This is a genomic window from Rhizobium sp. FY34 (genome assembly GCF_005222845.1).
Taxonomy (GTDB): domain Bacteria; phylum Pseudomonadota; class Alphaproteobacteria; order Rhizobiales; family Rhizobiaceae; genus Neorhizobium.
The window spans coordinates 534822-559603 of the sequence record NZ_STFZ01000011.1 but is presented as its reverse complement, the minus strand read 5'-3'; the positions used below and the strand labels follow the sequence as shown (position 1 = coordinate 559603).

Annotated in this window: 25 protein-coding genes; 8 read left to right on the top strand and 17 right to left on the bottom strand. The window is 60.6% G+C overall.

Going from position 1 to position 24782, the window contains the following annotated elements; translation table 11 throughout:
• Nucleotides 1-72 precede the first annotated feature (72 nt).
• Complete coding sequence (locus tag E8M77_RS09655) at nt 73-1050, bottom strand: polysaccharide deacetylase family protein (RefSeq protein ID WP_246659197.1); 978 nt, start codon at nt 1048-1050, stop codon at nt 73-75.
• A gap of 313 nt (nt 1051-1363) precedes the next feature.
• On the opposite strand from E8M77_RS09655, the gene E8M77_RS09650 reads away from it, so the two are divergent.
• On the top strand, nt 1364-2035 hold the full coding sequence (locus tag E8M77_RS09650; RefSeq protein ID WP_137130404.1) for a tetratricopeptide repeat protein: 672 nt from the start codon (nt 1364-1366) through the stop codon (nt 2033-2035).
• A 35-nt stretch (nt 2036-2070) separates the two neighbouring features.
• Nucleotides 2071-3495, top strand: a complete 1425-nt coding sequence (gene der / locus E8M77_RS09645; RefSeq protein WP_137130403.1) for a ribosome biogenesis GTPase Der — start codon at nt 2071-2073, stop codon at nt 3493-3495.
• Between the two features lie 3 nt (nt 3496-3498).
• On the opposite strand, the gene E8M77_RS09640 is transcribed toward der, so the two are convergent.
• The 4 genes from E8M77_RS09640 to E8M77_RS09625 all read right to left on the bottom strand — a co-directional run bounded on the left by E8M77_RS09640 (nt 3499) and on the right by E8M77_RS09625 (nt 6891).
• The gene (locus E8M77_RS09640; protein WP_137130402.1) at nt 3499-4578 is read right to left on the bottom strand and encodes a glycosyltransferase family 1 protein; all 1080 of its coding nucleotides are present in this window, start codon (nt 4576-4578) and stop codon (nt 3499-3501) included.
• A gap of 88 nt (nt 4579-4666) precedes the next feature.
• On the bottom strand, nt 4667-5224 hold the full coding sequence (locus tag E8M77_RS09635) for a hypothetical protein (protein WP_137130401.1): 558 nt from the start codon (nt 5222-5224) through the stop codon (nt 4667-4669).
• 108 nt (nt 5225-5332) lie between these two features.
• On the bottom strand, nt 5333-5914 hold the full coding sequence (locus tag E8M77_RS09630; protein ID WP_137130400.1) for an ADP-ribosyltransferase domain-containing protein: 582 nt from the start codon (nt 5912-5914) through the stop codon (nt 5333-5335).
• 65 nt (nt 5915-5979) lie between these two features.
• The gene (locus E8M77_RS09625) at nt 5980-6891 is read right to left on the bottom strand and encodes a sugar kinase (RefSeq protein ID WP_137130399.1); all 912 of its coding nucleotides are present in this window, start codon (nt 6889-6891) and stop codon (nt 5980-5982) included.
• A 182-nt stretch (nt 6892-7073) separates the two neighbouring features.
• Here E8M77_RS09625 and E8M77_RS09620 point away from each other — a divergent pair, with 182 nt between their 5' ends.
• Together E8M77_RS09620 and E8M77_RS09615 are read left to right on the top strand one after the other, a co-directional pair.
• A complete protein-coding gene (locus E8M77_RS09620) occupies nt 7074-8723 on the top strand; it encodes an alpha-glucosidase (RefSeq protein WP_137130398.1) in 1650 nt (549 codons plus the stop codon).
• Between the two features lie 113 nt (nt 8724-8836).
• On the top strand, nt 8837-10630 hold the full coding sequence (locus E8M77_RS09615; RefSeq protein ID WP_137130397.1) for a M23 family metallopeptidase: 1794 nt from the start codon (nt 8837-8839) through the stop codon (nt 10628-10630).
• 9 nt (nt 10631-10639) lie between these two features.
• On the opposite strand, the gene ade is transcribed toward E8M77_RS09615, so the two are convergent.
• From ade to E8M77_RS09595, 4 genes are all read right to left on the bottom strand, one after another.
• Nucleotides 10640-12334 carry an adenine deaminase gene (gene ade, locus E8M77_RS09610; protein ID WP_137130396.1) on the bottom strand — a complete coding sequence of 565 codons (1695 nt, stop codon included), beginning with the start codon at nt 12332-12334 and terminating at the stop codon, nt 10640-10642.
• A 156-nt stretch (nt 12335-12490) separates the two neighbouring features.
• Entirely contained in the window at nt 12491-13489 is a 999-nt protein-coding gene (gene bioB, locus E8M77_RS09605) for a biotin synthase BioB (protein ID WP_137130395.1), read from the bottom strand.
• Complete coding sequence (locus E8M77_RS09600) at nt 13486-14058, bottom strand: biotin transporter BioY (RefSeq protein ID WP_137130394.1); 573 nt, start codon at nt 14056-14058, stop codon at nt 13486-13488. The genes bioB and E8M77_RS09600 overlap by 4 nt, the downstream gene beginning before the upstream one ends.
• 247 nt (nt 14059-14305) lie before the next feature.
• Nucleotides 14306-14965, bottom strand: coding sequence for a GntR family transcriptional regulator (locus E8M77_RS09595; protein ID WP_137130393.1), 660 nt, complete (start codon nt 14963-14965; stop codon nt 14306-14308).
• A gap of 98 nt (nt 14966-15063) precedes the next feature.
• Between E8M77_RS09595 and E8M77_RS09590 the strand changes: the two genes are divergently transcribed.
• Nucleotides 15064-15474, top strand: coding sequence for a thiol-disulfide oxidoreductase DCC family protein (locus E8M77_RS09590; RefSeq protein WP_170975803.1), 411 nt, complete (start codon nt 15064-15066; stop codon nt 15472-15474).
• Nucleotides 15475-15482: 8 nt separating this feature from the next.
• Here E8M77_RS09590 and E8M77_RS09585 read toward each other — a convergent pair whose 3' ends face one another.
• The 6 genes from E8M77_RS09585 to E8M77_RS09560 all read right to left on the bottom strand — a co-directional run bounded on the left by E8M77_RS09585 (nt 15483) and on the right by E8M77_RS09560 (nt 20365).
• Nucleotides 15483-15890 (bottom strand): hypothetical protein, encoded by a 408-nt coding sequence (locus E8M77_RS09585; RefSeq protein ID WP_137130391.1) that lies wholly within the window; start codon nt 15888-15890, stop codon nt 15483-15485.
• Between the two features lie 169 nt (nt 15891-16059).
• On the bottom strand, nt 16060-16377 hold the full coding sequence (locus tag E8M77_RS09580) for a metalloregulator ArsR/SmtB family transcription factor (protein WP_170975808.1): 318 nt from the start codon (nt 16375-16377) through the stop codon (nt 16060-16062).
• Between the two features lie 111 nt (nt 16378-16488).
• Nucleotides 16489-17223: a pyridoxamine 5'-phosphate oxidase family protein gene (locus tag E8M77_RS09575; RefSeq protein ID WP_137130389.1), complete on the bottom strand. Its 735-nt coding sequence runs from the start codon at nt 17221-17223 to the stop codon at nt 16489-16491.
• A 109-nt stretch (nt 17224-17332) separates the two neighbouring features.
• On the bottom strand, nt 17333-18385 hold the full coding sequence (gene choV / locus E8M77_RS09570) for a choline ABC transporter ATP-binding protein (protein ID WP_137130388.1): 1053 nt from the start codon (nt 18383-18385) through the stop codon (nt 17333-17335).
• Nucleotides 18382-19227: a choline ABC transporter permease subunit gene (gene choW, locus E8M77_RS09565; protein ID WP_137130387.1), complete on the bottom strand. Its 846-nt coding sequence runs from the start codon at nt 19225-19227 to the stop codon at nt 18382-18384. The genes choV and choW overlap by 4 nt, the downstream gene beginning before the upstream one ends.
• A 187-nt stretch (nt 19228-19414) precedes the next feature.
• Complete coding sequence (locus E8M77_RS09560; protein ID WP_137130386.1) at nt 19415-20365, bottom strand: choline ABC transporter substrate-binding protein; 951 nt, start codon at nt 20363-20365, stop codon at nt 19415-19417.
• A 215-nt stretch (nt 20366-20580) separates the two neighbouring features.
• Between E8M77_RS09560 and E8M77_RS09555 the strand changes: the two genes are divergently transcribed.
• The 3 genes from E8M77_RS09555 to E8M77_RS09545 all read left to right on the top strand — a co-directional run bounded on the left by E8M77_RS09555 (nt 20581) and on the right by E8M77_RS09545 (nt 23308).
• Nucleotides 20581-21036, top strand: coding sequence for a pseudoazurin (locus tag E8M77_RS09555; RefSeq protein WP_137130385.1), 456 nt, complete (start codon nt 20581-20583; stop codon nt 21034-21036).
• 151 nt (nt 21037-21187) lie between these two features.
• Nucleotides 21188-22075, top strand: coding sequence for a hypothetical protein (locus E8M77_RS09550; RefSeq protein ID WP_137130384.1), 888 nt, complete (start codon nt 21188-21190; stop codon nt 22073-22075).
• Between the two features lie 69 nt (nt 22076-22144).
• On the top strand, nt 22145-23308 hold the full coding sequence (locus E8M77_RS09545; RefSeq protein ID WP_137130383.1) for a DUF2333 family protein: 1164 nt from the start codon (nt 22145-22147) through the stop codon (nt 23306-23308).
• Nucleotides 23309-23336: 28 nt separating this feature from the next.
• On the opposite strand, the gene E8M77_RS09540 is transcribed toward E8M77_RS09545, so the two are convergent.
• Both E8M77_RS09540 and E8M77_RS09535 read right to left on the bottom strand, forming a co-directional pair.
• Nucleotides 23337-23774, bottom strand: a complete 438-nt coding sequence (locus E8M77_RS09540) for a PAS domain-containing protein (RefSeq protein WP_137130382.1) — start codon at nt 23772-23774, stop codon at nt 23337-23339.
• A 63-nt stretch (nt 23775-23837) separates the two neighbouring features.
• Nucleotides 23838-24563 (bottom strand): LuxR C-terminal-related transcriptional regulator, encoded by a 726-nt coding sequence (locus E8M77_RS09535; RefSeq protein ID WP_137130381.1) that lies wholly within the window; start codon nt 24561-24563, stop codon nt 23838-23840.
• Nucleotides 24564-24782 lie beyond the last annotated feature (219 nt).

The window sequence follows — 24782 nt, the reverse complement described above, 5'->3', positions numbered from 1 at the left end:
GTCGGCAGATGGTCGGGACAGGCCCGATCATGACGGAATGACGGGAATTGCCACCCTCGTGTCAGCCCCGGCTCAAAGCCCCGACGATGTCTGGTCTGGCTCGTCGCCGCTGGAACGCTCCGAAAGCATCCGGATCGCCTCGCCATAGGTGACGCAGCCGACATCCGGCAGGTGACAGACTTCCGTCACAATCCGATCGAGCGCCCGCCAGTAGGCGCCGCCATTCATCTCGACAAAGTGAAAACCAAGCTGCAGCGGCACTCGCTCGCCCTGATATTGCGCATCAAAGGCGGCGCGGAAGGCTGAATAGGCGCGTTCCTCGAACTCGGCCGTACGGCTGGGATTTTCCACACCCGCCGAGTGGCGGATGAAGAGATTATAGTCCATGGCGATGATGCGCCGGTTTTCCGGACCTTCCTGAATAAGCGGCAGGCCAAACTGCAAGACGCCGCCCGAGGCCTGCGGCAGCATCGGGCCTTTCGTTATGCCGCTCGCATCATAGGTGAACCCCTCGCGCCGTTCGGCATCCGTCAATGCATCGCTGGTGGACAGGTAGGGCGCCCGAAACCCCTTGATACCGGAGACGAAGGACTGCCAGCCCGGCGGCTCGCGATCCGGCTCGCCCAGATCCCGCCAGGCCGATGAAAGGATGGTGCGGAAACTCGTCATTTCCGTTCGCCAGTCGGCGTTTGACCAATCCCTTCCATCGAAATGGCCGCAGGTATGGCTGGCAATCTCGTGGCCTTCGCCCTGCGCCTGCCAGATATGGTCGAGCCGCGTCAGCGCTTCCTCCGGGCTCTGGGCAAAGCCGATATTCGAGCGTCCTGGCTTCTGGTTCGGCCCCTGATAGGTTTTGGCGCGTGCCCGGTCGATCACGAGCGTGCAGGAGAGGAAGTAGGTGAAATGTGCATGGGCGCGCTCTGCCATAGCCCGGCTTCTTGCCCAGAGCGCATTGCTGCCGGCGCCATCAAAGGAAATCAGCAGCAATTGCTTCGGCTTTTCGCCAGCCACGCCGTGAGACGGGCAGGCAAGCAGGGCAGCAGTGACTATTGTGGCAAGACGCAAGAGATAAAACCGGGCATGAGGAACAGGGATTGGCCTTTTCGGGGCCGAATGCGGCAAAGCTTAGGTGAAGGGCGGTCTGCTTCATAAGAATTGAAATCGGGTTGGCGGCGGAATGGGAGCGAAGATTGCCGCAACCGTGCCGGCCTCTCGCTTCAGGCTCGAGGCGTTCGTTGCTCAAATCGATTCGCTGGATCGATTTGCCGGCTACGCCGTCGCAACTCACCCCCTTACATCCTTAGCAAAATAGGTTAGAAGGCAGGCTTTCGAGTTAAGGGCCGTCTTTCGGTCGGAGTTTGGTATGGCACACGATAACGACAGCTTTATCCGCGAGGTGAATGAGGAACTGCGATCCGATCGGATCAGCAGCGTCTGGCGGCGGTTCCGCTATTACATCATCGGCGGTGCAGCGCTGATCGTTCTCGGCACGGCCGGTTATCGCGGTTACGAATACTGGCATAGCCACAATGCCTCGGTCTATGGCGACCAGTTCATCGCAGCGCTTGAGCTTGCCAAGGACAACAAGACCGACGAGGCGCTGGCCGCGTTGCAGACGCTGGAAGCAGAAGGCGGCGGTTCCTATCCGGTTCTGGCGCGACTGCGTTCCGCCACGCTTCTGTCGCAGAAGGGCGATGCCGCCGGCGCGATTGCTGCCTTCAACCAGGTGGCGGGCGATTCGTCCGTGCCGCAGATCGTTCGCGATGTCGCCAAGATGCGCGCCGCCTGGCTGCTTATCGATACGGGCACCTATGCGCAGGTCTCGGCCGAAGTCGAGGTGATGGCCGTGCCCAACCATGCGCTGCGCCATTCCGCGCGCGAAGCACTGGGCCTGTCTGCCTACAAGGCCGGCGATATCCAAAAGGCCAAGCAATGGTTCCAGGATATTGCCAATGACGCACAATCGCCGCGTAACGTGGCAAACCGCGCGCAAATCATGCTGGATACGATTGCCGCATCCGGCAAAGCGCCGTAACTTTTGAAGAAGAAGGCCCAGAAAGGGACCCACCCATGAGCTTCACAGTCGCCATCGTCGGGCGTCCGAACGTCGGCAAGTCCACGCTGTTCAACCGGCTGGTGGGCAAGAAGCTCGCGCTGGTGGATGATACTCCCGGCGTGACCCGTGACCGTCGTCCGGGCGATGCCAAGCTGATCGACCTGCGCTTCACCATCATCGATACGGCCGGTCTTGAAGAGGCCGGGCCCGAAACGCTGCAGGGTCGCATGCGCGCCCAGACGGAAACCGCCATTGACGAGGCGGATCTGACGCTTTTCGTCGTCGATGCCAAGTTTGGCCTCACGCCCGTCGATCAGACGCTCGGCGAAATGCTGCGCCGGCGCGGCAAGCCCGTCGTTCTGGTTGCCAACAAATCCGAAGCACGCGGTTCCGACGGCGGTTTCTATGACGCCTTTACGCTGGGTCTTGGCGATCCGGTGCCGATTTCCGCCGAACACGGCCAGGGCATGATCGATCTGCGCGATGCCATTGTCGAGGCCATAGGCCCGGAAATGGCATTTGGCGATGATGACGACGAGGCTGAAACCGATGTCGACGTGCGCGACAGCGATCTGTCGAGCGAAGACGAAGACTATGAACCGGCCTATGACGAGACGAAGCCCTTGCGCGTCGCCATTGTCGGGCGTCCGAATGCCGGCAAATCGACGCTGATCAACCGTTTCCTCGGTGAAGACCGGCTTTTGACCGGTCCTGAAGCCGGCATTACCCGCGACAGCATTTCCGTGGAATGGGACTGGCGCGGACGCACGATCAAGATGTTCGATACCGCCGGCATGCGCCGCAAGGCACGCGTGCAGGAAAAGCTCGAAAAGCTGTCCGTGGCCGATGCGCTGCGCGCCATCCGTTTTGCGGAAACCGTGGTGATCGTGTTTGACGCGACCATTCCGTTTGAAAAGCAGGACCTGCAGATCGTCGATCTGGTGCTGCGTGAGGGTCGCGCTGCCGTGCTCGCCTTCAACAAGTGGGATCTGGTGGAAGATCCGCAGGCGCTTCTGACGGAACTGCGCGAAAAGACCGAGCGCTTGCTGCCGCAGGCGCGTGGCATTCGCGCCGTGCCGATTGCCGGCCAGACCGGCTATGCGCTCGACAAGCTGATGCAGAGCATTATCGACACCGACATGGTGTGGAACAAGCGCATCTCGACTGCCAAGCTCAATCGCTGGCTGGACAATGTCCAGGTACAGCATCCGCCACCGGCGGTTTCCGGGCGCCGCTTGAAGCTGAAATACATGACGCAGGTGAAGGCCCGCCCGCCCGCCTTCATGATTTCCTGCACGCGACCGGATTCGGTACCGGAATCCTATATCCGCTATCTGACCAATGGGTTGCGTGCCGATTTCGCCATGCCCGGCGTGCCGATCCGCATCCATCTGCGGGCGTCTGAAAACCCGTTCGAGAACAAGCGCAAGAAGCGCTGACGCTTACGAGGGCAGTGCGCGGTAGCCGCTTGCCGGCCCCTTTGGACCGGGCTGGCGTGGCAGCGCCTTGCGGCCTTGCGCAATCAGGACATTGTTGAGGAACTGGCGCGACGCGGCTTCCCAGGTGAAGCTGCGCGCCAGGCGGTGCGCATCCTCACGCGAGCAGGACAGCGCTTCCAGGCAGGCCGTGCGCAGATCCTCGTTCAGGGCGCCGGCGCCGCTTGACGGGTCGATGATATCGATCGGGCCGGTGACCGGATAGGCTGCGACCGGAACGCCGCTTGCCAGCGCCTCCAGGATCGTGTTGCCAAATGTATCGGTCTTTGAGGGGAAGACGAAGACATCGGCCTGCGCATAGGCATGGGCCAGATCCTCGCCGGTCTTCAGCCCGGTAAACAGCACATCAGGATAGCGCCGCTGCAGTTCTTCGCGCCCGGGCCCGTCACCTACCACGACTTTGGACCCGGGCAGGTCGAGATCGAGAAAGGCCGGCAGGTTCTTTTCCACGGCAATGCGGCTCACGGTGAGGAAAATCGGCCGCTTCAGGCCAAAGGGCATGTCCTCCAGCGGCATGGGGTGGAACTGGGTCTGGTCTATGCCACGGCTCCAGCGCAACAGGTTCTTCAGGCCAAGCTTTGACAGTTCGCGTTCCAGGCTTGCGGTTGCCACCATGCAGCCATTGCCAGCATTGTGGAACCAGCGCACGAAGGCGCGCAGCCAGCGGATCGGCACCGGAAAGCGGGCCGCCACATATTCGGGAAAGCGGGTGTGGTAGCTGGTGGAAAAGGGCAGGTTGTTCTTCAGGCACCAGCGGCGCGCCAGAAGCCCGAGGGGGCCTTCGGTCGCTATATGCACGGAGGTCGGGCTGAACTTCTCGATGGCGCGGGCAACGGCGGCATAGCTTGCAACCGAAAGCCGGATTTCCGGATAGGTGGGGCAGGGCACGCTGGAGAAATCCTGCGGTGTGATCATCGACACTTCGATGCCCATGCGGGTGAGTTCGCGATTGGTATTTTCGATGGATCGCACGACGCCATTGATCTGCGGATACCAGGCATCCGTGACGATGGTGATCTTGGTCATCTGTTCCGCCAGCCCCTTTCAGCCCGGAGGCGATGAGCGCCTCCGGCGATTCACGGACCTTATCGGCCTTTTGTGTTACAGACGGATGTCAGGGGGCGGTGCGAAACTTGCCGACAGGCCTATGGTGTTTTGATGATGTTCTGTCCGCGGCCTGGGCTTCTTCAATCGAATCCTGAAGCCAGCGAAGCTGATCCAGAAGCGGCCGGACCAAAGCTGCCGGCTTGCCAAGCTGATGCTCTTCCGCCCACATGAGTACCGTATTGAGCTTGTCGTTCAGCACTGCGCCGAGCAGCGCAAACCATGCCGAGGCATCGGTTCCACGGTCGTCATCGTCTGGTCTTAGCATCCAGCCACTGGCGTTGCGCAGTTCTTCGACGTCTTGCGAGGGCGCTAGATATGCAGGGCGGCCGGTGGCTTGGAAGAGCAGGGGCAGGACCGATTGGACGGCGTCCAATAGTTGACGGCTCTGCATGGCCAGACCATTGACGCGCTCGCCCTGTGCCAGCGATAGGGTTTGCGCCGTGACTGTTTCCAATGCATAGGCGCAGATCGCGTTGAGTGACAGTAGAGTGCCGTGAATGCCGCTCTCGCCATCCAATGATGGTATGGACTTGAGGTCGGCGATGACGCTGCGTGTCGCGCGCAAGGGTGCGTCATGGCGCAGGGCGGGCAGATCCGCCTTGCCCTGTGCCTTGAGAAAGGTTCGTGCCTCTATCAGGAGTTCATCGTCTGTCGGCTGATGCTTCATCGCACACTAGACCTCGTTCAGGATCAATATAGCACCATCCTCAGTCTCTTCCAAACGGGAGACCGCAAAGCGTGTGTTCGGGCGAAAGATCACTTCGCCTTCGTCGGGATTGGCCGATAGGCTGTCGATCAGGCGTCCGGTTATGGCTCGAAGAGTCAACCAGTCGCGGCCGTCAAAAACCTTCAGGTCGGGTTTTGTTGTGCAACTCAAGAAGCCTGCATCTGCAAAATATCCCAGTCTTGCCATGTCCAGAAGATCGCCCGGCAGGTTTGCCCTGCGATAGGCAGTCCCACGCCACGGCGGCAGTTCATCGATGGCCGAGATGAGCTTGATAACCAAGGCTTCCAGTTCGCTTCGGTGATCGATGGCTTCGCGTGGGAATCGCAGAAAATGGTTGAGCCGCTGAAACACCGTCGCCCCGTCGTGCTCATGGTTCAGCGTATAGGCATGCAGGCTGTTGAGCTGCGGCTGCGTCAGTCCATGCGAGGCGGCAAGCGCTTGCATGTGTTCGGAATTTGCCCAGGTATTCAGCTCGTAGGCGTCGCGATCGCCAAGACAAGCACCCAGGCCATCATACCATGTTGCCAAGTCGGAGCGTCCAGATTGCAGCTTATGGCTGTATCTTGCGAGCGCTGTGGCTTGTCAAGCCGAGTTCACCCCGGCAGCAGGGCATGGTCGATCAGCGCGCCGTGATGGCCGATGACGACGGAGGCGACCGCCGCGCCATGCGCGCAGGCTTCCGCCGGCGAGGCACCGGTCATGAACCTTGCGAGAAAGCCGCCGTTGAAACTATCGCCGGCGCTGGTCGTATCCACCAGGCGTTCCGGCGGCACTGCGGGAATGAAGATTGTCTGGCCGTCTCGGGCCACCGTGGCGCCCTGTGCGCCATTCTTCACCACAACGCACTCGACACCCAGCGACTGGTAGCGCTCGATCGTGGCATTGACGTTGATATCGCCGAAATGGGTGGCTTCGTCGTCAAAGCTTGGCAGCACCAGCGAGGCGGCACGGGCGCCGGCGGAAATCGTCTCAAGCATGCGCACCTTGTCGGCCCACAGCCTTGGACGGATATTCGGATCGAAGGCGACCGGCTTGCCGGCAGCCTTGGCGCGGCGCAGTTCCGAAAGCAGCGTATCGACTGCCTGGGGGGACAGAATGGCAAGTGTTATACCGGAGAAATACAGCATATCGGCTGCCTCGATCGACTGGCGCAGATGGTCGGGATCATCAGCCAGCAGGCGGGCGGCAGAACTGTCGCGCCAATAGCTGAAGGTGCGCTCGCCATCCTTCAGCGAGATCAGGTAAAGGCCGGGCGCGCGACCGGCAATGCGGCGGATTGCACCGGTGCCGATCTCGGCTTTCTCCATGAAGGCAAGCATTTCGTCGGAAAGCGGATCGTCGCCAAGTCCGGTGAGATAATCCACCTGCCAATCGCTGGGCAGGCTGGCGCGCAGATACCAGGCCGTGTTGAACGTATCGCCGGCAAAGCCCTTGCGCAGCAGGCCCTGACCCGCCTGCGACAGTTCCACCATGCACTCGCCGATTGAAAGAACACGCTTTGCCATAGATTTCCTCCACCTTGAGCTTGCGGAATAGGACGAAGGCGTTTGCATGGCAAGACCCGGCGGCGCAGAGGAGAAAGGCTTTGCGACCGGATTTTTTGAGCGACGTCCATCTGCACCTTTGTCTTTTGCGCGAAGCTCACTAGGTTGGCGTTTGATGAAAACATGCAAGGAGCAGATGACGCATGGCGACGGTAACGGCACAGAAGGGTGATCCGAACTGGTGGCGCGGCGCGGTGATCTACCAGGTCTATCCGCGGTCCTTCCAGGATACGACCGGCGATGGCATTGGCGACATCAAGGGCATCACGGCGCGCCTGCCTTATATCGCCTCGCTCGGGGTCGATGGCATCTGGCTGTCGCCCTTCTTCACCTCGCCAATGGCCGATATGGGCTATGACGTTTCCGACTATTGCAATGTCGATCCGATGTTCGGCACGCTTGTCGATTTCGACGCCATGATGGCCGAGTGCGAGCGTCTGGGCCTCAAAGTGGTGATCGATCAGGTGATTTCGCACACGTCGGACCAGCATCCCTGGTTTGTCGAAAGCCGATCAAGCCGCAGCAATGCGCGCGCCGACTGGTATATCTGGGCCGATCCCAAGCCGGATGGCACGGCGCCCAATAACTGGCTGTCGATTTTCGGCGGGCCGGGCTGGGAATGGGATGGCGTGCGCAAGCAATATTACATGCACAATTTCCTCGGCTCGCAACCGGATCTCAACTTCCACAATCCGGCTGTGCAGGATGCGATGCTGGCCACCGTCAAGTTCTGGCTGGATCGCGGCGTGCACGGCTTCCGGCTGGATACCGTCAACTACTACTTCCACGACAGCCAGCTGCGCGACAATCCGCCAATGCTCTACGACCCCGATTCGACGGGCCTGGAGACCGATACCAATCCCTATTCCATGCAAGACCATCTCTATGACAAGACGCAGCCGGAAAATATCGCGTTTCTGAAACGCTTGCGCGCCCTGCTCGACCAGTATGATTGCCGCACGACGGTGGGCGAGGTGGGCGATGCAGACCGCTCGCTCCAGACGTTGGCAAGCTATACCAGCGGCAATGACAAGCTGCATATGTGCTACACGTTTGATCTTCTCAGCCCACGCTTTACGGCCGATCATATCCGCGACACCGTGTCGAAATGCCAGGAAATCGTCACGGACGGCTGGGTCTGCTGGGCCTTTTCCAACCATGACGTCGTCCGCCATGTGTCGCGCTTCATGGAGGTGCCAGAGGAGCGGGAGGTGATTGCGAAGCTTGCCATCAGCGTGCTGTCGGCGCTGCGTGGCTCCATCTGCCTCTATCAGGGCGAGGAACTGGGCCTGCCGGAGGCCGACCTGCAATTTGAAGATCTGCGCGATCCCTATGGCATCCGCTTCTGGCCGGCGTTCAAGGGGCGTGATGGATGCCGCACGCCGATGCCCTGGGAGGCTGAAATGCCGCTTGCCGGCTTTAGCGAAGGCACACGGGCCTGGCTGCCCGTGCCGCCCGAGCACCAGTCGCTTTCCGTGAGTGCGCAGGAGCATGACGAAGATTCGGTGCTCAACCATTATCGCCGCACGCTCGCCTTCCGCCGCGCGCATGCGGCACTTCTGGATGGCGACATGACCTTTCTCGATACGCAGGCGGATCTTCTCGCCTTCGTGCGCGAAAAGGCCGGCGAGCGTCTGCTCTTCGTCTTCAACCTGACACGCGCGCCGCAGGATTACCTGCTGCCGGCAGATTTCACCGCCTGCCAGCCGGAGCCGATGCCGGGTTACAATCCCGCAGTGGAGGACAAAGTGGTTCACCTTTCGGCCTTCGACGTGTTCTGCGCCAGGGTCTGACCGGGACTGGCCCGGTGGATGACGCAGGTTGCGTCACTCACCGCGCCGGCTGCGACACATTTCCGCCATGGAGCCCACGCACCTGTGCGCGCTTCATAGTGAAGGGCGAATGCATGGTGCAGCGGAACGGCAATATGGTCTTGCAAGGCGATGATGCGGTGTTCGGCACCATTCATCCGCGCCAGACCGTCATTGCATTCACGCTGAGAGGCCACTGGCGGGTGACGCTTGCCATTTTGCTTCTGGCCGTCGGGTCGTCGGCGCTATTGGGCGGCTATATCAGCCACTCGCTGGCGCGGCTGCCGGTGCCGCAGAAATCCGTTCAGGTGGCACGTGCGCGCCGTGCGCCGGTCAGCACGCCAAAGACCAGCCGCGTGTGGATGCCGGGTGTGGTTGACGGTCCGCGCAAACTCGACCTCATCGAGCGCATGGGCGATGGTTCGATGGTTCACTCTGCCTATTTCGACGTGTCGGTTGGCGCAAATGATGAACTCGAAACGCCAAAATCCCGCGAGCCGGCCATGCTGAATTCCTACCAGGAGAGCGAAGCCGCCGACCATCCATTCGGGCTTGTTTTACAACCGGATCTTTCCGCCCACCGGCTGGATGCGCTGGTGCGCAAATCGCAGCGATTGTGGCAGGTGCGCGGCGAGCCGATCAATGTCAGCATCGCGCCCTTGCGTCCGGCGGCTCAGGTGCGCCATCTCGTCTCCATGCCGGCGCAGGAAGAACCACTCGGCACGATCCGTGGTGCCCTGAATGTGCCCGATGCAGAATTTCAGAGGCTGGGCGAGGAGCTTGGCGCCCGCAGCGTCAAGCCCGGTGAGGAGCTCGATCTGCTGGTCAGCGAAGGGGCGGGAGACGCGCGACCGCTGCAGATCGTATTTGCCCGGCACCGAACGGAAAGGGGCAAAGAAAGGCTGTTGGCACGGCGCGATGATGGCCGTTTCCAGGAGGTTGCCGACAGACATCTCTATGACCGGATGACTGCCGAGGCGCTTTCCGCCGACAAGACGAGCCCGCAGCCGAGCAGCCCGGCACGACCCGAGGATGACAGGGCGCTTGCGCGGGCAAGGTCCGATTATCCCAAGCTGATGACGCATCTGGCCGCTTCCAAGGTTCCGCCGCGCGTCAGCCTTCAGGTGGCGGATCTGCTGCGCGACAATGATATCGAGTGGTCGCAAAGAGATGGCGAGCCGGTGATCGATCTCGTGTTCCGCAAGGCCGAGGATGGTCGCGAGGAACTGGTCTCCGTGACAATCCACAAGGATGGCAAGGAACAGCGCTTCTATCGCTACAGCGCCACCGATGACGGGAAGCCGGAATATTTCGACGACAAGGGTCGGTCGATGTCGAAGAAGCTGATGCACAAGCCGGTTCAGGCCGGCCAGCTCGGCGATGGTTTCGGCTGGCGCGTGCACCCCATTCTCAATGTGCGCAAGTTCCACAATGGCGTGGATTACCGTGCGCCGCAGGGGTCTCCGATCGTGGCCGCCGGCGATGGCGTGGTGGTGACGATTTCATCGGAAAGCGGTTATGGCAAATATATACGCATCCGCCATGACGGCGGCTATACCACCACCTATGCCCATATTGCCGGCACGCCCAAGGGGATTGCCGTTGGTCAGCGGGTAAGCCAGGGGCAGGTGATTGCCTTTGTCGGTTCGACCGGTCTGTCGACCGGGCCGCATCTCTATTACGAGCTGCGGGTGGGCGACAAATATGCCGACCCGACCAAGGCGGAAATGCCGGCCGGCACCAGTCTGCACGGCCCGGCTCTCAACAAGTTCCAGGCCCAGATGGGTCGGGTCGAGGCGATTGCCCAGGCGATCAGGAGTTCCGCCACATCGGCGGCTGAGGCGGTGGCCCATGCTCTGAAACCCGCCGGTGACCAGCGACCTGAATAGCGGCCTTGTTCAGCTTATCAGCATGAACTTGTCGACATCGACCATGCCCTTGTCGGAAATCTTCAGATGCGGGATGACCGGCAGCGGCAGGAAGGCCACCTGCAGGAAAGGTTCGGCCAGCGTCGTGCCCAGCGCAAAGGCTGCCTTGCGCAGTTCCGTCAGCGTGTCGCGCACGCTTTCATAGGGCTCAAGGCTCATCAGGCCGGCGACGGGAAGCGGGATTTCGCCGGTCACCTTGCCATCTTCGACCACGACGAAGCCGCCCTTGATCTCGCCCAGGCGGTTGGCCGCAATCGCCATGTCGTCTTCGCTGACACCGACCACGCAGATATTGTGGCTGTCATGGCCGACGGTGGAGGCGATGGCGCCTTTTTTCAGGCCAAAGCCCTGCACGAAACCATTGGCATGGTTGCCGTTCTTGCCATGCCGTTCGATGACGGCGACCTTGATGATATCATTGGCGAGATCGACCGTGGTCTGGTTGCCGGAAGAGGGCAGGCGATAGCGGCGATGTTCGGTGATGATCTTGCCCGGCAGAACGCCGATCACCGGCTGTTCCTCGGTCTTGACCGGCACGGTGAAATCGGCCGCCTTGACGATGCGTGCCTTGACGCTGTCGAGCCCGACCGGTTCGACCGTGCCGCGCGTGGCAAATAGTTGCGGCGTGACATGCCGGCCGGCGGCAAACACCATGTCGGCCTTGCAGTTTTCCAGGCTGTCGATGACGACCAGATCGGCGCGCCAGCCGGGGGCAATCAGCCCGCGATCACGAAGGCCGAAGGCGCGGGCTGCCGAAATCGAGGCGGCGCGGTAAATGGCGATCGGCTCGACGCCATGGGCAATGGCCGTGCGGATCATGAAGTCCAGATGGCCTTCCTCGGCAATATCGAGCGGGTTTCGGTCATCGGTGCAGAGCGCCAGATAGGGCGACAGGCGCTCGGTGATGATCGGCATCAGCGCGTGCAGATCCTTGGACACGGAGCCTTCGCGCACCAGGATATGCATGCCCTTGCGGATCTTCTCCATCGCCTCTTCGGCGCTGGTCGCCTCATGCTCGGTGCGGATGCCGGCCGAGAGATAGCCATTCAGGCCATGGCCGGACAGAAGCGGCGCATGGCCATCGATATGGCCGCCCTGAAAGGCTTCAAGCTTGGCCATGCAGATCGGATCCTTGTGGATCACGCCCGGAAAATTCATGAATTCCGCAAGGCCGATGACCTTCGGGTGATTGCGGAAGGGCAGGAGCCGCTCGATGGGCAAATCGGCGCCGGCGGTTTCCAGATGCGTGGCCGGTACGCAGGAGGATAGCTGGACGCGGATATCCATGATCGTCTGTTCGGCCGATTGCAGGAAGAATTCGATGCCTTCCGTGCCCAGAACATTGGCGATTTCATGCGGATCGCAGATGACGGTCGTGACGCCATAGGGCAGCACGCAGCGGTCAAATTCATGCGGTGTGACAAGCGAGGATTCGATATGCAGATGCGTGTCGATGAAGCCGGGCACGACAATCTTGCCGGTGATGTCGATCACCTCTTTGCCTTCATAGCTCTCGCAGGTGCCGACGATCGTCTGGCCGCAAATGGCGATATCGGAGGCGACCAGTTCGCCGGTGACCAGATCGAAGAAGCGGCCACCCTTTAAAACGATATCGGCGGGTACGCGGCCCGTGCCCTGGTCGATGCGGTGTTCAAGGTCGCTCATCTTCGTCACTCCGATTCATTTTCGCCAGATTACCGGCATGGAGCGTAAGCGGGAAGGGCGTGGATGCAGATGGTGCTGTAAGAGCGGGCCGCAACGGCGTTCTTTTGTGCCTGAGAATGAGGCGGCAGGCGGTGCGCGCCTGCCGCCGGCGTATCATCAGGCAGCGCTTGCCTGTGCGCTGACCGGTTCAGCGGCGCGCTCGCACTGGCCAAGGGCTGCAAACAGGGCGGCATCCTCGCCAATCCCGGCATTCGGCGTCGTCAGAAGCGTGTCGCCATAGAAAACGGAATTGGCACCGGCCACGAGGCAGAGGATCTGCGTCTCGCGGGTGAGACCTGAGCGACCGGCAGACAGGCGCACGGTGGCCATGGGCATGACAATACGGGTGGTCGCTACCATGCGCACCAGTTCCAGCGGATCGATGGGCGGCTGGCCGGCAAGCGGCGTTCCAGCGACCGGCACGAGGGCATTGATCGGCACGCTTTCTGGATGCGGTTCCATGCGGGCCAGGACCTGAAGCATGGCGGCGCGGTCACGCACCGTTTCGCCCATGCCGATAATGCCGCCGCAGCACAGATCGATGCCATAGGCACGCACGGTGGCGAGCGTTTCCAGCCGGTCCTCATAGGTGCGGGTGGTGATGATCTGGCCGTAGAATTCCGGGCTGGTATCGAGATTGTGGTTATAGGCGGTCAGCCCCGCTTCGGCCAGCCGCTCTGCCTGATGGGGTTTGAGCATGCCAAGCGTGACGCAGGCCTCCATGCCGAGATCGCGCACGCCGCGCACCATGTCGAGCACGGCATCGAATTCGCGCCCGTCCTTCACCTGGCGCCAGGCCGCGCCCATGCAGAAGCGTTCGGCACCGGCATCCCTGGCGCGGGCAGCCATGCCGATCACGGTTTTCGGGTCCATCAACCGGTCGCGCGTCAGGTCTACCTCTCGGTGATGGGCCGATTGCGGACAATAGGCGCAGTTTTCCGGACAGCCGCCGGTCTTGATCGACAGAAGGCTGGCCTTCTGCACCCGGTTCGGATCGTGATGGGCGCGGTGCACGGCATTGGCGCGGCCGATCAGATCGAGCAGCGGCAGGTTATGGAGGTCGAGGATATCCTCGACCGTCCAATCGTAGCGGATGGTGCTATCGACCGCACTCATCGGCCAAGACCCGGCAGGCGCAGGCGGCTATGGGCAAGCAGCGAACTGCCGATCGCCACAACGGCAATCTTGACGAGGTCACCGAGGATGAAGGGCGTGAAACCAGCCGCCAGCAAGCCGCTTGCCGGCACCCAGAAGGAAAGCCAGGCAAGACCGAAAGCATGGATGATGCCAAGGCCTGCCAGCATGGCGCTGAAGCGGCCGATCATGCCGCGACCGGCAGACAGGGTGCCGACGAGGTAGGACGCGACCAGGAAGCCGGCAAGATAACCGCCGGTCGGTCCCATCATATAGGCAAGGCCGATACCGCGCTCCGGGCTACCGGCAAACACCGGTAAGCCGGCAGCGCCAGCGGCGAGATAGGTGACGAAGATGCCGGTGGCCATGCGCGGGCCGAGAAGCACAGCAAAGGCCATGACGGCTACCACATGCAGTGTCATGGGAACTGGCCAGAAGGGGATCTGCGTCTTGGCGGCCAGCGTCATCAGGGCCGTGCCCAGAAGCACGATCGGCAGTCTGCGGGCAAAGCGGAGGCCGGAGGTGCGCAGTGGTTCGCTAATTTCAGTCATGAATGTCCTCATAAAATTATAGATAATTTATCCTATCTATCGCCAAATGAATCCATGATGGTGTGCTTCTGGCAAGCTGAAACTGAGAAAGTGCATCATGCGCGCTGATTCATCAGGCCAATTTCTTCATATTATCTATAATTGTCACGATGACGGCATGAAACCCCGTGCCGCAGACGGGAGCGTCTGCCGGTTTACGGAAAAACGAAGCGTCTCTCTTCTGGTTGGAATGCGCCGCTGCGCGGCGTCAGGCGGAGCGGGGCAGCGGCTGGCGGACCGGCTTGGTGCGGGGCGGCTGGCCGACCCATTGCACATGGCGGGCCAGCACCGCGGCTGCCGTTTCGATATCGCCGGCGCGCAATGCAGACAGAATGGCGAGGTGGTCGCGATCCGTAGGCGCCTCCCATTCGGCGCGCCAGCCGGAAAACAGGAAACGGGCGCTTGCCGCATGCAGGTCATCAATGGATTTCAACAGACGCGGCATGCCGCAGGGGGCGAGCAGCAGGCGGTGGAAGGCGCGGTTTGCCTCTTCCCAGGACTGCACATCGCCGGCTTTGTCACCGGCTCGGTTTGCTTCCTCTGCCTGGTCGAGGATGGAGCGGGTGAGGTGAGGGGCTGCATGGCGAAGCGCCAGCACTTCCAGTGCCGCTCGCATCTCCGCCACTTCCTTCACTTCCGCCATGGTGAAGCCTGCGACGCGTACGCCGCGCCGTGGTTCGCTCACCACCAGCCCTTGCGCCTCAAGCCTGCGAAAGGCCTCGCGCACCGGCACATGGCTGGTACCGAATTCCTCGGCGATATGATCCTGCGCCAGCCGCATGCCGGCCTGCATCCCGCCGGCAATGATGCGCTCGGCCAGGATCCGGCTGATCCGCACGGCAATGGTTTCAGTCTTGGGCGTGGTCATGGGGAAAACTCATAAATCGGCGAGCCGTCGGCGTCGAGCACGATCACGGCATCCTTGCCGCAATTGAAGCAAGGCGTGCGCATCACTACATGTTTTTCATGCAAGAGATTGATCGACCCGGCCCCATCATCGTCTTTGATGCCGAATGCATCCTGTGTTCGGCCAATGCCCAGTTCGTGCTGACGCATGACAAGGCGGCGCGTTTCCGGCTGGCCTCGATGCAGGGCGAGGCGGGGGCCGCTCTGTTTCGCCGGCATGGCATTGATCCGGCCGATCCCGATACGTTGATCGTCGTTGATGGTGACAGGGTATTGCGCGATAGCGATGCGATATTGGCCATCTATGCCGGTCTGGGCTGGCCGTGGCGCGCCACCTCCATGCTGCGTCTTGTGCCGCGCACCGTGCGAAACCGGGTCTATCGCCTGATTGCCCGCAATCGCTATCGGTTGTTCGGTCGCCACGATCGCTGCTGGGTGCCATCGCCGGACTATCGCGCACGCATGCTGTGATGGCGCCATCAAGGCTGGGGAGGGGTGACTTCGAAGCTCAGGCCGTCGCGGCTACAGCGTTGCACCTGCTTGGGCAGGCCGTTGCCGCTATCTGGAAGGAGGCGGTCCTGCTCCATGGACAGGCGAGTGACCGTGCCGCAGGCAAAGCCGCTATCCGGCAAAGCCTTGGCCTCCGGCTGGGGCTGAAGAGGCTGCCCTTGCGTCTTGGGCGCATCGCCCTTGCCCGCTTTGCTCCAGTCTATGGATGGCAGGCTCTGCGCCGACAGCGGGGCGGCTGAGAAAAGCAGCATGATAGCAAATGTGAAGCGGTTCATGGTGTTCTCGACAGAGGTGGGCCGAAGCTTGCTGGTGCGAGCATTGTGCTGCTCCAGTGCACAGAACAGTTCGCGACCCTGTATGATCAGGGTATCAAGCATCGGCAAGGCGTCAAGAAGAAGGCAGGCTGAAATCAGCGGAGTGCAAGATCCAGGATATGTCGTCGTCACCGGGCGCCAGAGCGAAGCGGTGGAGAAACACAAGGGCAGGCTGAAAAACAGCCGAACAGGCGGCGCCTGCCCTTGTTTCATCAAAATGTCAGCGCTGTCATCAGGCCGCAGTTTTAGTCTGCTCGACCTCGCAATACAGCGTCTCCAGAGTTTCGAGAACCCGCATGACGGATTCGGCCGAGCTGGAGTAGTAGATGGTCTGCGCGTCGCGACGCGTGTTCACCAGCTTCTGCGCCCGCAGCTTGGACAAATGCTGCGACAGTGCCGACTGGCTCAGGCCAACCTTGGTCGCCAGCGCCCCGACGGCAACCTCGCCCTTGACCAGGCAACACAAGATCATAAGCCGTTTCGGATTTGCCATGGCAGACAGCAGATTTGCAGCTGCAGCCGAATGCTCTGTGAGTGGCGTCATATCAATTCCCTCAGTCGTCCCCTAGCACCTAGTCGCCGACTGGTCGGTCGGTAACAATGTATCGGAAATCTAGCAAGTTGGAGGAAGGATTGTATATCCCTAAATTTTGTACACCAGCTAAACAATATCAAGTATGCGCGAAATTTCATCAATCACAGATTGTGGGTCTGGCTGTTGACTCTTAAACTCGTATCGAAATGAAACACTTCCCGTAGCAAAATCAATTCCCGATGAGTCAACACCAGTGAGATGGCACTTTTTCGTGATCGCGTAGCCCAGAGTCCTGGCCAGCTGAGTTGCATCCTGATTCGTGCTCATAATTTCTTCTTCCAGTCTGAGCCAGTCTGATGCAGAGGAACCAGCGGGCGTTAGCAGGTCCTGGCTCTCCAATGCAAAGGCCCGACCGAAGCCACCATTCAACGATGCATACATGGGCATGAGCCGGAAGAAGGCGAAATCGGGGAAATCGATATAGAGAGCGGATTTGGGATGCCGGTTCAGGAAGCGGCGGCGAATGCTGCCATGCGCCTCACTGTCGCGGTCTACGGCATGCGCTTGCGCAAACACAGTGATGCGGGCATGCGCCAGGGGATCGCCCTTTCCGGGCTCGCCTGCCAGAAGCGAACAGCGTTGATCGGCAAGCAGGCTTTTCGTATGGGCGGCAAGGCTGGAGATCAAAATGACCGGCACGCCGTCATAGTCGGTCGCGGTCAGCGCCCGGCTCACCGCTGGAAATCCGCTCTGCTGATCACAGACCGCCAGTGACACGAAGGAAGCGCCGCGCAGAAGCTTGCGTGCCAGCCGGCGTGATTCGTCATCGGTTTGCCGGAGGACGGATTGTGTCTCGGCCATGGCGGTAGTGCCTTTCTCATCGCAAGTGATAGCCACCAGTTCCGCTTGCTATCCCATGCGGTGGCGGGGTTGGGCAACCCCGCCATGTCTTGTAGAGGCAGGCTTTCGGTCAGTTCACCGCTTCCCGGCGCCGGTGCCGCGTCAGGCCGGCAATCACCTCTTCAGCGCCGATCGTGCCGATGACCATGCCATTGTCGACGATGCCGATGACGCCCGGCTGACGTGCCAGAGCATCGAGAATATCGACCAGCGGCGTTTCCGCCCTGGCGGTTGCCGTGACCGGAGCGGGCGCAGGAGAAGCGCCATTGCGCATGATGTCGCCCGCCGTCAGCATGTTGATCGGGTTCATGTTCTGCACGAAATCAGCGACATATTGGTCGGCTGGCGCCCGAACGATTTCCTGCGGCGTGCCGCATTGGATGATGCGCCCGCCTTCCATGATGGCAATACGGTTGCCGATGCGGAAGGCTTCGTCCAGATCGTGGCTGACAAACAGGATGGTCTTTTTCAGCCGATGCTGGAACTCCAGCAACTCATCCTGAAGCCGCGTGCGGATCAGAGGATCGAGCGCCGAGAAGGGTTCGTCCATCAGCAGGATCGGTGCACCCGTGGCGAAGGCGCGGGCAAGTCCGACGCGCTGCTGCATGCCGCCCGACAATTCGCCCACCTTGCGGTCGCTCCAGCTGGACAGGTTGACGAGTGCAAGCTGTTCGGCGACGCGCTGCTTGCGCTCAGCCTCCGGCACGCCGGCAAGTTCCAGCCCGAAGCCGACATTTTCCGCTACCGTGCGCCAGGGCAGGAGGCCGAATTGCTGGAACACCATGGAAACGGTCTGCATGCGCAGATCCCGCAAAGCCTTGGGCGAGCAGCGATAGGGATCGACGGAGCCGGTCTTCGACATCACAGTCACGCTGCCGCGCACCACAGGGGCAAGGCCATTGACGGCACGCAGGAGCGTGGACTTGCCCGAGCCAGACAGGCCCATTAGGACGAGGATCTCGCCCTCCTGGATGGTCAGCGAGGCCTTGGAGACACCCAGGACAAGGCCGGTCTCGGCGCTGATCGTCTCGCGCGTCTCGCCGCGGTCCATCCGTTCCAATGCCCGTTCCGGGCGATCACCGAAGACGATATCCACATTGCCGAAAATGATCGCGTCGCTCATGCGCCTTCTCCCGAACTTTCTGTGCGGAACATCCGGTCAAGGATGATTGCGAGGATCACGATGCAAAGACCCGCTTCGAAGCCGCGTGCAATATTGACCGTGTTGAGCGCCCGAACGACGGGAACCCCGAGGCCATTGGCACCCACCAGAGCCGAGATCACCACCATTGACAGAGACAGCATGATGGTCTGTGTGAGGCCCGCCATGATCTGCGGCATGGCAAAGGGCAGTTCTACCTTGCGCAGCACCTGGGAGGGCGTTGCGCCAAAGGCGATCGCGGCTTCTGTCAACGCGCCGGGCGTCGAGATGATGCCCAGCCGGGTGAGGCGGATCGGTGCGGGAATGGCGAAGATGACGGTGGCGATCAGGCCCGGCACCATGCCAAGCCCGAACAGGATGAGGGCCGGGATGAGATAGACGAAGGTGGGAATGGTCTGCATCAGGTCGAGCACCGGGCGTAGCACCTCGTAGAGCCAGGGGCGTCGGGCCGCTGCAATACCGATCGGCACGCCGATGACCATGCTGACGGCGGTGGCGGCCAGTACCAGGGCCAGTGTTTCCGTGGTCTCCTTCCAATAACCCTGGTTGATGATCAGCATCAGCCCAAGACAGGTGAAGGCTGCCACGGATGGCGAGCGTCGGAGGTACCAGGAAAGTCCGGTAAAGGCGGCAACGATGACCAGCGGATGCGGATATTGCAGCACGAAGAGCAGGGCGTTGATGACAGTCGACAGCATGGCCGACAGCCAGTCGAAGAACCATGCACCATTCATGGTCAGCCAATCGACGAAGCGTTTTGCCCACATGCCGATGGGAATGCGGTGTTCGGTCAGAAATTCCAAAGGCGTCTTCCCGTTCTGGAGCGGAACTATCGGGAGAGATCGGACCCCAGCCATATGCAGGGCCGGTCACTCATTGGAAATTGCCGTGCGGGCATGAAGGCAGGCTCGCACGGTCCTTTCACCGGGGCGGATGCGAGGCGTCCGGGCTTGCTCGGCCGGCGTCTCGCATCCACTTTTCGCCTTGTCTTTAAAGACCGAGCTTCTGCTTGACAGCGGCGAGACCTTCCTTGCCGTCAAAGGTGGTGACGCCGGCAAGCCAGGGGGTGACGGAGGCCGGATTGGCCTTCAGCCATTCCTTGGCGGCGACCTGCGGATCCTTGCCGTCGTTCAGGATCTTGCCCATGATCTCGTTTTCCATGGGCAGGGAAAATTTCAGGTTGGTGATGAACTTGCCGGCATTCGGGCATTCGGTCGTGTAACCGGCGCGCACATTGGTGAAGATCGTTGCGCCGCCGAGATTCGGTCCGAAAATGTCGTCGCCACCGGTGAGATAGGTGAGCTTGAAATTGGAGTTCATCGGATGCGGTTCCCAGCCGAGGAAGACCACCGGCTGACCGGCGCGGTCGGCGCGGGCAACCTGGGCCAGCATGCCCTGCTCGGAGGATTCCACCACATCAAAGCCCTTCAGGCCAAAGGTGTTCTTCTCGACCATTTCAAGGATAAGGCGGTTGCCGTCATTGCCCGGCTCGATGCCGTAGATCTTGCCATCCAGTTCCTTCGAACGGGCGGCGATATCCTTGAAATCCTTGATGCCGAGTTCTGCGCCCTTGGCATTGGTGGCCAGCGTGTACTTGGCGCCTTCCAGGTTCGGTCCAAAGGATTCGACCGACTTGTCGGTGAGGAAGGGGCGCACGTCATTTTCCTGTGTCGGCATCCAGTTGCCGAGGAAGATGTCGATATCCTTGTTCTTCAGCGACTGGTAGGTCACCGGCACCGACAGAACCTGGACCTGCGGCTTGTAGCCGAGTGCTTCGAGGATGACCGAGGCTGTGGCTGTCGTGGCGGTGATGTCGGTCCAGCCCACATCGGAAAAGCGCACCGCGCTACAGGCCTTCGGATCGGCGGCCAGCGCCTGGCTCGATACGATCGCTGCAACGGCGCAAGCGAGCGTCAGTTTCATGGAAGTGGTTCCGCTCATGGTGGTTCTCCGTTTTTTTGTTCCCCAGACATTATCAATATCTGGAAAGGGCAAGCAAGCTTGCCGGTTTGCGATGTGAAACAGGGGTCATTTGCGACAATGCGGCAAAAAGGTGTTTTGACCTCGGTCAAACCCGGCTCTGTCAAGCTGGCGTATGAGCAGGATCACACGAAGCATGGGCGCTGCACGAGGCGCCCGCAAAAGGATAAGCCATCATGACCCTCATTCCCCTTGCCAGAACCAGCCTGCTTGCGCTTGGCCTTGCCCTTTTCGCTTCGGCCAGCCTTGCTGCCGATTTCGAGGTGAAAATGCTCAACAAGGGCGCCGATGGCGAGGCCATGGTCTTTGAACCGGCATCGCTTCGGGTGGCTGTTGGCGATACGGTACACTTCCTGCCCAGCGACAAGGGGCATGATGCGGCTGCCGTCAAGGAACTGATCCCCGACGGCGTTGCCGAGTTCAAGGGCAAGATGAACCAGGAACTGGTCGTCACGATCGACAAAGAAGGCGCCTATGTCGTCAAGTGCACGCCGCACTGGGGCATGGGCATGGTGGCGCTGATCGTGGCAGGCGATGCAAGCCCGGCCAATCTCGATGCCGTCAAGACGGCGAAGATGGCCAAAAAGACCCGCGATCGGCTGGACAAGGAAATCGCAGCGCTCGGCCTTTAAAAATTGCCTCTGCTGCTGGCCGGCCGAAGAGTTGAATGAATGCAGTTTCCAGGAGCCTCCTGCGAAACAAGGTTGTGCCTTTGTATCTGATTCCCCTAAGTTAGGAACTTGGGAAGCGTGACGCTTGCCTTATGTTTCAGGGAGGTGGGGCATGGTCGGACAGGGGGAGATCGGGCAGAGCGACATCGTGGCGCTGGACTCGATGATGGCAGCCCTTTGCAGTGAGATCGGTTCCCTGGTCGCGGAACTGGCCGGCGGTTTGCAAGCCCTGTCTGCCGGCAGGATCGATCCGCATGCCGATGCACGACAGGATGTCGATGCCTGGATCGGGCAGATCGATCGTCTGGGGCTGGACATGCGCCGTGCGGAAAGCCTGATGGCGCGGCAGATTGCCCGGCTTGATGCCGAGACCGGGCCGCTCATCGCCCTGGCTGACCAGCCGCCCGCCACTCGCCGGTCTGCCAGGTTCCTGCCTCAACTGCGCAGGCAGGACCCGCAGGCAGAGCGCCTCAAGCGGGAACAGCAGGTGGTCGCAGGGCTTGGCCGTCAGCTGTCGCCGACCGATGGCCTGATCAGTATTCTGGAGGCGCAGCAGGCGTTTCTCAAGCTGCAATTGCCCCTATGCGAAGCGCGGCTTGACGAGGCGCTGACCTGTCTCAAGATCCTGGCTGATCCGAAGCGCCGCAGCGGCGATGATATCGAGATGGAGACGCGGATCGAGAGGCTGGCGCTGTGCATAGACCTGTTGCAGGACCTGACCGATCTTCTGATCGAGGCGATGGTTGGTGTCAATCTGATGGTGGGCAAGCTGAGGCTCGATGCGCAGCAAAGGGTCCTTTCGATTAGCGCCCTGCTTGGTGACGTCTCGATCGAAGATAGCCTGTTCGCCTCTGAGGCGTCGCTGCCACGCCTCGCCCCCCTGTTTGCACGGGCGCGCCGGAGGCTTTTGAGCGTCGGTGGCGTGGCCACGGCCAAGTTGCGGCTGGATGAAGCGTTTCGCCGCCGGATGGCAGGTTCTCGACAAGCGCGTGCGGGATGACTACCTGATGGCCTATGCCAGTGTCGGTTCCTATCCTCGACACTTGGTATCACACTGGAGATCTTCTTGATGATGGATGCCGTCACTGCCTTATTCCGCCGCCTGGGCTCCGGCCTCGGGCAGATCTTTCGGCTGGCCTTTGCCTGGCTGGGCTGGCCCTTCATGGCAGCGCATGGCTGGTACCGCCAGCGCAACTGGCTGATCAAGCTGCCGTTGGCGCTCGCCCTGCTGGTTCTTGTCGGCCTCTATGGCAATTTCATCTGGCAGACGCAGGTGTGGAGCGGTTTTGACCCGAATTTCGTCGATCGCTATCGGCTTTCGGAACGAAATCTTGCGGCAGGCCAGGAATTGCCGACAGTGGCGGCGGCGGCGGCGGCGGCGGCTGGGGCTGGGGCGCCTGCCGCACCGGCGGCGGCCCGGTCTTGCCAGCCTTCGGCCATTGTCGATGTTGCGGCCGAACTTACCGACCAGAATGTCAACCAGAATGCCTGGATCTCGTCCATGCTGCTCTACCGGCTGGGCCTTTTCGGCGTCGACTGGGATCATACGCCTTTCCTTGACAACAAGGCCTCCTTCCAGCGTGGCGTAAACCAGGCCGTGCGCCGCACCGCGGTGGAACTGGTGGATACGCTGGGGCGTGTGCGTGGTACGTCCGGTATCAATGGCGATCTGCAGGATGCGCGCGGCAATCTGCAGTTTGACGAGTATTCCTGGTATTTCGGCCTCGATCCCTTCGGCTTCAAGACGCCGACGCCAGCCTATTACCGGGCAGCACTCAATAGCCTGCGCAAGTTCAATACGGATCTTGCCGCCTGCAATGCCGTGTTTGATGGCCGGGCCGACAATCTCGTGCAGTTTGTCGATCGTATCGCCAATGATCTGGGTTCGACCTCGGCCGTCCTGCGGGAGCGGTCCGAAAACTACAATGCCGGCTGGTTCGATACGCGGGCGGATGACCGCTTCTGGTTCGCCTATGGCCAGCTCTATGGCTATTATGCCGTGCTTTCGGCCGCTCGGGCCGATTTCGACCAGGTCATCCGCGAGCGCAGCCTTGTGCCGCTCTGGACGGATACGCTGTCGCAATTCCAGTCGGCGCTGCGCATCCAGCCGGCTATCATTTCGAATGGCAGCGAGTCGGGCTGGCTGATGCCGACCCATCTGGCGACAATGGGATTTTATATCCTGCGCACGCGTTCCAATCTGGTGGAAGTGCGTTCGGTGCTCGACCGATAGGTCTGCCGGAAGTTGATGTCCCGTCCGCTCAGGCGGACGGGGTTTCCGTCTCGTAGCGGAATTCGCAGCGGTGCGGTGGCACCTCATAGGCGACGCCGATAATCTCGCCGCTGGTGCCCGGCTTTTCGCGGAAGCGCCCGATCGAGCATATATAGCGGTAATTGATGCCGTCAGCGGTTGCCCGATGCACTTTCTGATAGGACATGCGCTGCACGGAAGCCGCTTCCTGGCTTGCCATGACATTGCTCAGGTCTTCGGGATGGATGTGCGAGGTCAATTCGATCATGTTGACCGGACCGGGCGTATAGGTGAGGCCGAACAGTTTGCAGTAACTCCTGCAACAGAATTTGTGGCCGCTGTCGAGATCGATCCGCCATAGGCCGATCGGCGTGAAGGTGGAGAAAATCTCGATAAGATCGCGTTCTATCAAGCCGAAATATTGCATTTCTTCGGCAGTAATTTCCATGGTCGATTGTATATCCGGCAATGCTGTGACCCCTGTTGATACAGCATCATCGGCGAGGCCCGACTAGCTGATCAACCTAAGACGAATTGCCTTGGCTACCAGCTGGGTTCTGTTTACGCAATCGAGTTTCTTGATTGCCTTATTAAGGTAAGCGTTGACTGTGTGGTCTGACAACGAAAGGATGTTCGCAATTTCTGACGACGTCTTGCCCTGAGAGGTCCAGCGCAGGACTTCCATCTCGCGCGCGGTGAGAAAATTGCGTTCAAGAACTTCCGTCGCCCGCAACCGGTCGAAGGTGCGAAAGGCCTGGACGAAGAGCATGCCGAGTTCGTTCAGCTCGGGCAGAGTCAGAAGTGGCCGTTCACCATCCAGGCGCATCAAGTAGGTGGAGCTGTCCGAGGAGACGAGCGGCATTGCCACGCCCGTGGATACACCATGGCTCGTCAGCACATGGCGCAGTTCATCGGTGAATTGCAGCGGCCAGCATTCCTCGATGTTTTCGGTACAGGTCCAACAGAGCGGCAGGGCCATATTTGCCAGCAAAGGCGCCACGGGGCAAACGGCCAGCAGCTTCTTGCTGTCAAATTCACGAATGTATGAGCGTGTCAGGTTGGTTTCGACCATCAATGGCTCGATGCATGTGTCAGCCGCTGCCGGGGCCCTCATCAAGGCATAGTAGCGAAAGCCGAACTGAGCCGGCAGCTTCTTCATTGCAGCAACAATAGAGGCGCGCGTGTCGGCTTCGGAAATTTCGCGGCTAAGCTGGCAATGTCGATCGAGCGTTATCATTCTTTTGCAATTTTTTTGATGCGACAGGTGCCACTGTCTATTATTTTAGTATAGCAGAATGCAGGACTTTGCCAAAGCTATTTTGCCTGACCTGATCTTGCTTCGCTAAGTCATGCCAGAAACGAAATTTCTACTGGACGTAGAGAAATACGTATCACCCAATCGTAAGCGTAGACGCAATAAATCACAACCATTTTGATGCAACGCTTTCAATTGCGA